This is a genomic window from Propioniciclava sp. MC1683 (assembly GCF_014164675.1).
In the GTDB taxonomy this organism is placed as follows: Bacteria; Actinomycetota; Actinomycetes; order Propionibacteriales; family Propionibacteriaceae; genus Propioniciclava.
The window spans coordinates 177086-186295 of record NZ_JACJFX010000006.1; the positions used below are offsets into that span (position 1 = coordinate 177086).

Consider the following 9210-nt stretch of genomic DNA (forward strand, 5'->3'; position numbering starts at 1 on the left):
CCATGCTGGCGCCATGGACATGACTCCGGTGGACTGGGCCGTGGGGGAGTGGACGCACGCGCCGGCGTCCGTGGTCGTCGAGGGCGGTGCCCTGGTGGTCGGGGCTGTCGAGGGCAGCGACGCGTGGCGGGTCACGTCGTACGGGTTCACGCACGACTCCGAGCACGGGCTGCTGGCGCCCCTCCCGCAGGACGCCGCGGTCGAGGTCACCTTCGTGGTCGACTACGCCGAACAGTTCGACCAGGCCGGCGTGCTGCTGCGCGCGGCCGAGGACCGCTGGATCAAGGCCGGGGTCGAGGTGGCCGACGGCGTCCCGCAGGTGGGTGCGGTGGTGACGAACCCGGTCAGCGACTGGTCGGTCGGGCCGGTGCCCGCGTGGGTCGGGAGGAGCGTCACCGTGCGGGCCTCCCGCTCGGGGGACGCCGTGACCATCCGGGCCGGGATCGCGGGCGAGCCGCTGCGGCTGGTGCGGGTGGCGCCGTTCCCCGCCGACGCGGCCGTCGAGGCGGGGCCGTACTGCTGTGCCCCCACCCGCGCCGGGCTGGTGGTTCGCTTCACGCGGTGGGCGACGGGGCCCGCCGACGCGGCGCTCCACGGCTGAGCGGGTCAGACGGCGAGCGCGCCCTCCAGCCACTCCACGACCGGACGCCCCGCGCGCCAGTCCGCGCGCACCCGGTCGAGGATCTCGGGGGTGTGGATGATCGGGGCGAACCCGTGGTCGCGCATCAGCGTCAGCGACCGGTGACGCAGCAGGTCGATGCGCGGGTGGTCGCGGTCATGACCGCGCGGCGCGGTCTTGAGGGTGTCCCCGGTGAGGACCAGGCCCGAACCCACGGCGTCCGCGACGAGCCGGGCGAGGACGTCGCCGGCCGGCCCGGCCACCGCCGAGCGGTAGGCGGCGAGCCGGTCGGGATCGGCGCGGTAGAAACCGACGCCCGCGCGCACCCCCGACGAGGAGACCTCGACGTAGTAGCCCAGGGCCTCGCCCACCCGCACGAACGCGCCCTGGTGGGTCTTGTAGGGCGACTTGTCGGCGCGGAACCGCACGTCCCGGTTCGGCCGGAACACCTTGGCCGGGCCGAACTCGGCCTCCAGCTCCTCGGCGAGCGCGACGATCGGGCCGCGCACCGCCTCGTCGTAGACGTGGCGGTACGCCGTGAAGTACTCGCGGGTGTTCTCCAGCTCGAGCCGGTCGTAGAAGTGCAGGGCGGCCTCGGGGAACCCGGTGAACATGCGCCCGAGCCTAGCCGTGGCGCTCCCAGGGCTCGACCGGCCCGGGCACGACGCGGAACCGCTCGAGCTGGGGGTGGTGCCGGTAGCCGCGCGTTCGTCCGGTCAGGACCGCCTGCGCCAGCAGGGCCTCGCGCCAGCACGCCACCAGCCCCTGACGGTCCAGGTGGGCCGGGTCCAGTGACCAGAGCCGCACGCGGTCAGCGGTAGTTGGTGAACTGCACCGCGAAGTCGTAGTCGGCGTCGCGGATCAGCTTCTGCACCGCCTGCAGGTCGTCGCGCTTCTTGCTCGAGACGCGCAGTTCGTCGCCCTGGATCTGGGTCTTGACGCCCTTGGGGCCCTCGTCGCGGATCAGCTTGGCGATCTTCTTGGCGTTGTCCTGGCTGATGCCGGCCTGCATGGACGCCGTGATCTTCCAGACCTTGCCCGACAGCCGGGGCTCACCGGCGTCCAGCTGCTTCAGGGAGATGCCGCGCTTGATCAGCTTGCTCTGGAACACGTCCAGGACCGCCTTCACACGCTCCTCGCCGTTGGACTCCATCTCGATGTGGTCGCCCGACTTGCGGATCGAGGAGTCGGTGCCCTTGAAGTCGAAGCGCTGCCCGACCTCCTTGGCCGCCATGTTGATCGCGTTCTCGACCTCCTGGGCGTCGAACTTGCTGACCACGTCGAACGAGCTGTCGGATGCCATGGTTGCCTCTCGATTTGGAAGGACGGGCGGAGGGCTTGCTAGAGTATCTCCCCGCTGAGCAATCAGCATGGCAGGTTGCCCGAGCGGCCAAAGGGAGCGGTCTGTAAAACCGTCGGCAATGCCTTCGAAGGTTCGAATCCTTCACCTGCCACAGGGCCCGGCTGATGCCGGGCCTTGGTGCTTCCCGACGCCCCGGCGTCCGAGCGGCACCGATTTGGGGAACGGCCCGCACCTGTTGTAGGTTGTTCTCCGCTGTCTGGCCCCTATAGCTCAGTAGGCAGAGCGTCTCCATGGTAAGGAGAAGGTCTGCGGTTCGATTCCGCATGGGGGCTCTGGTCGCCGGTCCGCCGACGGCTGTCGGCGGGGTAGCTCAGGTGGTAGAGCAAGCGGCTCATAATCGCTGTGTCACGGGTTCGAGTCCCGTCTCCGCTACCGATCGTTCGTAGTTTCGAGTTCAAGGAGGGCTGTCATGGCCAAGAAGTCCGGCGACATCCGCCCGAAGATCACGCTCGCCTGCACCGAGTGCAAGGAGCGCAACTACATCACCAAGAAGAACAAGCGCAACGACCCCGACCGCCTGGAGCTGAAGAAGTTCTGCTTCAAGTGCAAGAAGCACACCGCGCACCGCGAGACCCGCTGACCTGATTCTTCGAGAACGGGCCGTCCCTGCTGGGGCGGCCCGTTCTCGTGTGCTTCAGGGAGTTCAGGCCCGGTGCGCGGCCGCGATCCGCTCGTAGGCCGCCCCCAGCCGGACGCCGATGTCGCCCCACGCGAACCGGCGCGCGTGCACGCGGGCGATGACGCCCATGCGGGCGCGCAGCGGTTCGTTGGCGAGCAGCTCCGACAGGCAGCGCCCCCACCGGGCGGGGTCGCGGTCCTGCATCAGGTAGCCGGTCTCCTCGTGGACGACCACCTCCCGCAGCCCGCCGGTCGACGAGGCCAGCACCGGCACCCCGGACGCCGCGCCCTCGAGCGCGACCAGCCCGAAGGTCTCCGAGTGCGAGGGGACCAGCAGCGCCTGGCTGTGCCGCATCAGCGCGGCGAGGTCGGACCGCGACTGGGCGCCGACGAAGTGCACGTGGTTGCGCATGCCGAGCTCGTCGATCAGGGCCTCCACCTCGGCGCGGTAGTCGGCGAAGTCGTGGCTGACGTCGCCGGCCACCACCAGGTCGGGGCGCACGGACGCCGGCAGTTCGGCCATCGCCCGGATCGCCAGGTCGCCGCCCTTCAGCGGCTGCAGCCGGGCGGCCATCAGCACGTAGCCGGCCGGCGAGCCGCACCACGGGCACGCCGGACGCCGCTCGCCCGGCCCCGCCGGCCGGAACACGTCCAGGTCGACCCCGGGCGGGATGACGACCACGCGCGCCGGGTCGGCGCCGCAGCGCTCCACGACCGTGCGGGCCTCGGCGGTGGAGACCGCGATGATGGCGTCCGACTCGCGCGCGATGAGCGACTCGCCGGCCACGCGTGCGCCCGACTCGGGCGGCTCGCCCTCCGACAGCGGCGAACCCGGATGGGCCGCGACCGAGTGGAAGCTCTGCACGTGCGCGACGTCCCACGCCCGCGCCACGGGGATCGCGGCGACCCCCGACATCCAGTGGTGCGACTGCACCAGGTCGTAGGGCCCGAGTGCCGCCAGCCCGGCCGAGAACGCGCCGATGTGGGCGTCGATGGCGCTCTTGGCGAGGTCGCCCTCCGGCCCCGCCGTGACGTGCAGCAGCCGGACGCCCCCGCCCAGGTCCGTCACGTCCGGCTGGTCGGGCGCCGAGCGCCGCGTCACGATGTCGACGGTGTGGCCCAGGGCGGCCAGGGCCTGCGCCTGGTGCAGCTCGACGACGTTCATCCCGCCCGCGTCGCCGGCGCCCGGCGAGGAGGCGGGGGAGGTGTGCATCGACACGAACAGCAACCGCAGGCTCACGGCGACAACCTAGTCGCACGCGATAGCCTGCGACCATGATCAGCGACGCACACGTGGGGCGCACGTACCCGCCCACGGAGCCGTACCTGGTGAGCCGCGAGAAGATCGCCGAGTTCGCCGACGCGTTGGGGGACGACAACCCGGCCTATCGCGGCGAGTCCCCGGTGGCCCCGCCGACCTTCGCCGCCGTGCTGGCAGCGAAGGCGTGGGGCAACCTGTTCGGTGACGCCGAGCTGGACATGAAGCTCTCCCAGACGATCCACGCCGACCAGCGCTTCGAGTGGGCCCGGCAGCTGCGCGCCGGCGACGCGGTGACCGCCACCCTGTCGATCGACAAGGTGCGCGCCCGCGGCAACACCGCGTTCGTCACGGTCTCCGTCGCCCTGGACGTTGCGGGTGAGACCCTGTGCCACGCCATCTCGACGCTGCTCCACACCTGGCCGCAGGAGGCGACGGCATGACAGACTTCCACGCCCCCGAGGTCGGCACCCAGCTGCCCCCGCTGACCCTGGTCTTCACCCGCGCCGACCTCGTCCGCTACGCCGGCGCGTCGGGCGACTTCAACCCGATCCACTGGTCCGACCGGTCGGCGGCCCGCCTCAACCTCGAGTCGGTCATCGCCCACGGCATGCTCACCATGGGCCGCGCCCTCCGCGTCGTCACCGACTGGGTGGGCGACCCCGAGCGTGTCGTGGCCTACGGCGTCCGGTTCACCAAGCCCGTGCCCGTTCCCGACGACGACACCGGCGTCGAGGTCCAGGTCACCGGCACCGTGAAGGCAATCGCCGACGGCATCGCCACCATCGCGATCGACGCCCTGCTCGGCGAGACCAAGGTGCTGGGGTCGGCCACCGCCGAGGTGCGCCTTGACTGAGCTGCTCGCCGACCACACCACCCTGCGCGTCGGCGGCCCCGCCCGTCGCTGGGTGGAGGCCACCACCACTGACGAGCTCGTCGCCGCGGTCTCCGAGGCGGACGCCGCGGGTGAGCCCGTCCTCGTCCTCTCCGGCGGGTCCAACGTCGTCGTCGCCGACGCCGGCTTCGACGGGGTCGTCGTGCACGTGGCCACGAAGGGGATCTCCGACGACGGCGGCTCCTTCTGCGAGATCGACGCCGACGCAACCGGTGGCATCGAGGACGCCGCGTCCTGCGGCGGCATGCTCGTCGAGGTCCAGGCCGGGGAGAACTGGGACGACTTCGTCGCCTGGACCGTCGCCCGCGGCTACATCGGCGTCGAGGCGCTCTCGGGCATCCCGGGCGCCGTGGGGTCGACCCCCATCCAGAACGTCGGTGCGTACGGCCAGGAGGTCGCCCAGACCATCTGGAGCGTCCGCACCTGGGACCGCAGCACCAGGCAGTACCGCACCTTCGCGAACGCCGACTGCGACTTCTCCTACCGGCACAGCCGCTTCAAGGCCGAACCGGGCCGCTATGTGGTGGTGTCGGTGACCTTCCAGTTCCTGCAGGGCAGCCTGGGTGCGCCGATCCGGTACGCCGAGCTTGCCCGGCGCCTCGGCGTCGAGCAGGGGGAGCGTGCCCCGATGACCGACGTGCGCGCCACGGTGCTCGAGCTGCGCCGGGGCAAGGGCATGGTGCTGGACGCCGCCGACCACGACACGTGGAGCGCCGGTTCCTTCTTCACCAACCCGGTCGTCACCGAGGCGGACGCCGCCCTCCTCCCCGAGGACGCCCCGCGGTTCCCCGCGGGCGAGGGCCTGGTCAAGTCCAGCGCCGCCTGGCTGATCGAGCGGGCGGGCTTCGGCAAGGGGTACGGGACGCCCCCGGCGACCCTGTCGACCAAGCACACGCTCGCCCTGACCAACCGCGGGGGCGCCACGGCGTCCGACATCGTGGGGCTGGCGCGCGAGGTGCGCGACGGCGTCCGGGACCGCTTCGGGGTCACGCTCGTGCCCGAGCCGGTGTTCGTCGGGGTCGCCCTCGATCCGGCCCCGTGAGCCGGTTGACGGGCCGGTTCGACGCGTGGGGCGAAAACCCGTACACTTTCCGTCTTGGTGGAACTGACCACTGCTCGGGCATGCCTCCTTGGGGTGCGCAGTAGGGTGGGAACCACTGAAAGGGCAATAGCTCAATTGGCAGAGCAGCGGTCTCCAAAACCGCAGGTTGGGGGTTCGAGTCCCTCTTGCCCTGCTGGGCCCATCGGGGCCCGGAAGGCGAACGATCAGCAGATGTGAGGTTGTGCAGTGGCACCCAACGATGACTCCCGCGAGTCCGTGGCGAACCCTGACGACCCCCAGAACCTCCCCGGCGAGCTGTTGGGTGAGGACCTGGTCGAGCCGGAGCCCTACGAGGTTGCGGCGGACGAGACCGAGGCCGAGGAACTGGAGGCCGCCGACGAGGCGCCCGTCCCCGCCGATGACGACACCGTCGAGGTGGACGACCCCGCCCAGCTCGCCGCCGCCGAGAGCGTCGCCCAGAAGGCGCGCAGCTCGCGTCCGGTGCGCAAGTCGGCAGCCGTCGCCACCACCGCAGCGAAGGGGGCGCCGACCCCGGCCCGCCGCCGCAGCGCCCAGGCCGTCGCCGACAAGCCGGCCGGCCCGGTGCAGTTCGTGGGCGAGTCGGTCGAGGAACTGAAGAAGGTCGTCTGGCCGACGTGGAGCCAGGTCCAGCAGTACTTCTGGGCCGTCCTGGTGTTCGTGCTGATCGTCATCACGTACGTTGGGTTGCTCGACCTCGGCTTCGGCTGGGTGATGCTGAAGCTGTTCGGCGAGGGTTAGACGGAAGGTACGAGAGACGCATGGCTGAGAACGACAACGATGTGACCGCGGACGAGGTCGAGATCGACCTCGGTCCGATCGAGGACATCACTCCCGAGGACGTGGAGCTGAACCTCGACTTCGGCGACGACACCGACGCCGACGACGACATCGTGCTCAACCTCGGCGAGGACGAGGACGAGGAGCCCGCGGCCGACGAGGCCGGCGGCTCCGACGACGAGGCCGTGGTCGCCGAGCTGCGCGAGCGGCTGTCCGGCGAGTTCGGTGACTGGTACGTCATCCACACCTACTCCGGCATGGAGAACCGGGTGAAGCAGAACCTCGACGCCCGCATCCAGACGCTGGGCATGGAGGACTTCATCTTCGAGTCCGTGGTGCCGACCGAGGAGGTCGTCGAGACCCGCAACGGCACCCGCAAGACCGTCACCCGCACCGTGCTGCCCGGCTACGTCCTGGTGCGCATGGAGCTGACGGACGCCTCGTGGTCCGCGGTCCGGCAGACGCCGTCCGTGACGGGCTTCGTCGCGCACGCCAGCCAGCCGGTGCCGCTGTCGATCGACGAGGTCGTCAAGATGCTCGCCCCGGCGGCGATCGCGAAGGCCAACGCCGCGGCGTCCGGCCCGACCACGCCGAAGAAGAAGAAGGTCGAGGTCGCCGACTTCAAGGTGGGCGACTCCGTCATGGTGGTCCAGGGCCCCTTCTCGGGCGTCCACGCGACCATCACCGAGATCAATGCGAACCACCAGCGCCTCAAGGCACTGGTCGAGATCCTGGGGCGGGAGACCCCCGTGGACCTCACCTTCGCCCAGGTCCAGAAGGACTGACGCGAGGGCGTTCGTATCGCCCGGGTCACCCCGGGCAGCAACACCAACTCAGGCGCGGCGTCCCGGCCGTGCCACGAAGCAATAAGGACCCAACATGCCTCCCAAGAAGAAGGTGGCGGCGCTCGTCAAGGTTGCCTTGAACGCGGGCGCGGCTACCCCTGCCCCGCCGGTCGGTACCGCCCTCGGTCCGCACGGCGTCAACATCATGGAGTTCTGCAAGGCGTACAACGCTGCGACGGAGTCCATGCGCGGCAACGTCATCCCCGTCGAGATCACGATCTACGAGGACCGCACGTTCAGCTTCATCACGAAGACGCCGCCGGCCGCCGAGCTGATCAAGAAGGCCGCCGGCCTCAAGTCGGGTTCGGCCAAGCCGAACAAGGACAAGGTCGGCAAGATCACGAAGGACCAGGTCCGCGAGATCGCCAACACCAAGCTCCCCGACCTCAACGCCAACGACGTGGACGCCGCGATGAAGATCGTCGAGGGCACCGCTCGTTCCATGGGCGTGACCGTCGAGGGCTGACCCCTCCCCACCGTGGCAGGGCCTGCGCGGCCCGCACCACAACCTGGTAGCAGCCCCACGAGGGCTGACGTGAAAGGAACCAGACATGAAGCGCAGCAAGGCTTACCGCGCGACGGCCGAGACGATCGACGCCGCGCAGCTCTACACCCCGGAGGAGGCGCTCGCCCTGGCCAAGGCCGGTGCGTCCGCCAAGTTCGACGAGACGATCGAGGTCGCGATGCGCCTCGGCGTCGACCCCCGCAAGGCGGACCAGATGGTCCGTGGCACGGTGAACCTCCCCAACGGTACGGGCAAGACGGCACGGGTCCTCGTCTTCGCCACCGGTGAGAGGGCAGCCGCCGCCGAGGAGGCGGGGGCCGACGAGATCGGCGCCGACGAGCTGATCGAGAAGGTGGCCGGCGGCTACCTCGACTTCGACGCCGTCGTCGCCACCCCCGACCTGATGGGCAAGGTCGGCAAGCTGGGCCGCGTGCTCGGCCCGCGCGGCCTCATGCCGAACCCGAAGACCGGCACGGTGACCATGGACGTCGCCAAGGCGGTCACGGACATCAAGGGCGGCAAGATCGAGTTCCGCGTCGACCGTCACGCCAACCTCCACTTCATCGTGGGCAAGGCGTCGTTCTCCGCCGAGCAGCTCAAGGAGAACTACTTCGCGGCCCTGGACGAGGTCATGCGCCTCAAGCCGTCCGCCGCGAAGGGTCGTTACCTCAAGAAGGTCACCATCGCCTCGACCATGGGCCCCGGCGTGGCCGTGGACCCGCAGCGCACCAAGCCCAGCGCTGACGAGGCCGCCAACTGACCGGCGAGCCGAACGCTCTGAGGGGCCCCGTCCACCAGGACGGGGCCCCTCGCTCGTGAAGCTGGCGCCCTTGTCCGGACGCCGTTGCCGCGGTTGCCGTCAGGGCGACAGCTCGATTTGACCTTGCCCTCCGGGGCGCGTAATGTACACCAAGCCTTGGGGGGATGGAACGGCTCAGCCGGACCGCCTCTGCAGGACCAGCGAAACTCATCGATGACAGCCTTCTCGCGGAAGCGAGTCGGTCGAGCGACGGGTCTCACGGGGAGCCAGAACAGCCGATTTGACTCGGGAACACGAACTCCCTAAAGTTGGACGAGTGCCCTACGGGCCCCAGGAGCCGCAAGGATCCGGGTCTCGGAGTGTGTGTCGGAAGTTTGAGAACTCAACAGCGTGCTTAGGTCAATGCCAGTGACCTTCAACTGTTTTTGGATGGTTGTTGGTTGTTGTTTTGCACACTTGAACCTTTTGGTTTCTTGTGTGTCCTCG

General features: G+C 69.9%; 13 protein-coding genes and 4 tRNA genes. 13 read left to right on the forward strand and 4 right to left on the reverse strand.

All coding sequences use genetic code 11. The features are described from left to right. Positions 1 to 13 precede the first annotated feature (13 nt). On the forward strand, positions 14 to 601 hold the full coding sequence (locus H5397_RS05805) for a DUF1349 domain-containing protein (protein ID WP_223202222.1): 588 nt from the start codon (positions 14 to 16) through the stop codon (positions 599 to 601). A 5-nt stretch (positions 602 to 606) separates the two neighbouring features. Here the strand turns inward: H5397_RS05805 and H5397_RS05810 are convergent, their stop codons facing one another. From H5397_RS05810 to H5397_RS05820, 3 genes are read right to left on the reverse strand one after another with little or no spacing between them, the layout of a single operon-like run. Further along, positions 607 to 1233 carry a DUF2461 domain-containing protein gene (locus H5397_RS05810; RefSeq protein ID WP_182815534.1) on the reverse strand — a complete coding sequence of 209 codons (627 nt, stop codon included), beginning with the start codon at positions 1231 to 1233 and terminating at the stop codon, positions 607 to 609. Between the two features lie 10 nt (positions 1234 to 1243). Then, positions 1244 to 1426: a pyrimidine dimer DNA glycosylase/endonuclease V gene (locus H5397_RS05815; protein ID WP_309224287.1), complete on the reverse strand. Its 183-nt coding sequence runs from the start codon at positions 1424 to 1426 to the stop codon at positions 1244 to 1246. A gap of 4 nt (positions 1427 to 1430) precedes the next feature. After that, on the reverse strand, positions 1431 to 1922 hold the full coding sequence (locus H5397_RS05820) for a YajQ family cyclic di-GMP-binding protein (protein WP_182815536.1): 492 nt from the start codon (positions 1920 to 1922) through the stop codon (positions 1431 to 1433). 69 nt (positions 1923 to 1991) lie between these two features. Between H5397_RS05820 and H5397_RS05825 the strand changes: the two genes are divergently transcribed. The 4 genes from H5397_RS05825 (at position 1992) to rpmG (ending at position 2562) form a co-directional block, all read left to right on the forward strand. Then, positions 1992 to 2073 (forward strand) — tRNA-Tyr (locus H5397_RS05825). Positions 2074 to 2181: 108 nt separating this feature from the next. Further along, positions 2182 to 2254, forward strand: a tRNA-Thr gene (locus H5397_RS05830). A 27-nt stretch (positions 2255 to 2281) separates the two neighbouring features. Continuing rightward, positions 2282 to 2354, forward strand: a tRNA-Met gene (locus H5397_RS05835). A gap of 37 nt (positions 2355 to 2391) precedes the next feature. Further along, a complete protein-coding gene (gene rpmG, locus H5397_RS05840) occupies positions 2392 to 2562 on the forward strand; it encodes a 50S ribosomal protein L33 (protein WP_182815538.1) in 171 nt (56 codons plus the stop codon). A gap of 63 nt (positions 2563 to 2625) precedes the next feature. Here rpmG and H5397_RS05845 read toward each other — a convergent pair whose 3' ends face one another. Then, entirely contained in the window at positions 2626 to 3840 is a 1215-nt protein-coding gene (locus H5397_RS05845) for a glycosyltransferase (RefSeq protein WP_220492032.1), read from the reverse strand. 35 nt (positions 3841 to 3875) lie between these two features. Here H5397_RS05845 and H5397_RS05850 point away from each other — a divergent pair, with 35 nt between their 5' ends. From H5397_RS05850 to rplA, 8 genes are all read left to right on the forward strand, one after another. Then, on the forward strand, positions 3876 to 4301 hold the full coding sequence (locus H5397_RS05850) for a MaoC family dehydratase N-terminal domain-containing protein (protein ID WP_182815540.1): 426 nt from the start codon (positions 3876 to 3878) through the stop codon (positions 4299 to 4301). Continuing rightward, entirely contained in the window at positions 4298 to 4714 is a 417-nt protein-coding gene (locus tag H5397_RS05855) for a MaoC/PaaZ C-terminal domain-containing protein (RefSeq protein ID WP_182815542.1), read from the forward strand. The genes H5397_RS05850 and H5397_RS05855 overlap by 4 nt, the downstream gene beginning before the upstream one ends. After that, positions 4707 to 5795, forward strand: a complete 1089-nt coding sequence (locus H5397_RS05860; protein WP_182815544.1) for a UDP-N-acetylmuramate dehydrogenase — start codon at positions 4707 to 4709, stop codon at positions 5793 to 5795. The genes H5397_RS05855 and H5397_RS05860 overlap by 8 nt, the downstream gene beginning before the upstream one ends. Positions 5796 to 5915: 120 nt before the next feature. Further along, positions 5916 to 5988: transfer RNA gene (locus H5397_RS05865), tRNA-Trp, on the forward strand. 53 nt (positions 5989 to 6041) lie between these two features. Continuing rightward, the gene (secE, locus tag H5397_RS05870) at positions 6042 to 6575 is read left to right on the forward strand and encodes a preprotein translocase subunit SecE (RefSeq protein ID WP_182815546.1); all 534 of its coding nucleotides are present in this window, start codon (positions 6042 to 6044) and stop codon (positions 6573 to 6575) included. A 20-nt stretch (positions 6576 to 6595) separates the two neighbouring features. Continuing rightward, positions 6596 to 7399 (forward strand): transcription termination/antitermination protein NusG, encoded by an 804-nt coding sequence (gene nusG / locus H5397_RS05875; RefSeq protein WP_182815548.1) that lies wholly within the window; start codon positions 6596 to 6598, stop codon positions 7397 to 7399. Between the two features lie 94 nt (positions 7400 to 7493). Further along, positions 7494 to 7925: a 50S ribosomal protein L11 gene (rplK, locus tag H5397_RS05880; protein ID WP_182815550.1), complete on the forward strand. Its 432-nt coding sequence runs from the start codon at positions 7494 to 7496 to the stop codon at positions 7923 to 7925. 85 nt (positions 7926 to 8010) lie between these two features. Further along, positions 8011 to 8724, forward strand: coding sequence for a 50S ribosomal protein L1 (gene rplA / locus H5397_RS05885; protein ID WP_182815552.1), 714 nt, complete (start codon positions 8011 to 8013; stop codon positions 8722 to 8724). The last annotated feature ends 486 nt before the right edge of the window (positions 8725 to 9210 follow it).

Coding starts and splice junctions, on each gene's coding strand:
- H5397_RS05820 (WP_182815536.1), bottom strand. CDS start 1,922: ATGGCATCCGACAGCTCGTTCGACGTGGTCAGCAAGTTCGACGCCCAG.
- nusG (WP_182815548.1), top strand. CDS start 6,596: ATGGCTGAGAACGACAACGATGTGACCGCGGACGAGGTCGAGATCGAC.
- H5397_RS05850 (WP_182815540.1), top strand. CDS start 3,876: ATGATCAGCGACGCACACGTGGGGCGCACGTACCCGCCCACGGAGCCG.
- H5397_RS05855 (WP_182815542.1), top strand. CDS start 4,298: ATGACAGACTTCCACGCCCCCGAGGTCGGCACCCAGCTGCCCCCGCTG.
- rpmG (WP_182815538.1), top strand. CDS start 2,392: ATGGCCAAGAAGTCCGGCGACATCCGCCCGAAGATCACGCTCGCCTGC.
- rplK (WP_182815550.1), top strand. CDS start 7,494: ATGCCTCCCAAGAAGAAGGTGGCGGCGCTCGTCAAGGTTGCCTTGAAC.
- rplA (WP_182815552.1), top strand. CDS start 8,011: ATGAAGCGCAGCAAGGCTTACCGCGCGACGGCCGAGACGATCGACGCC.
- H5397_RS05805 (WP_223202222.1), top strand. CDS start 14: ATGGACATGACTCCGGTGGACTGGGCCGTGGGGGAGTGGACGCACGCG.
- H5397_RS05810 (WP_182815534.1), bottom strand. CDS start 1,233: ATGTTCACCGGGTTCCCCGAGGCCGCCCTGCACTTCTACGACCGGCTC.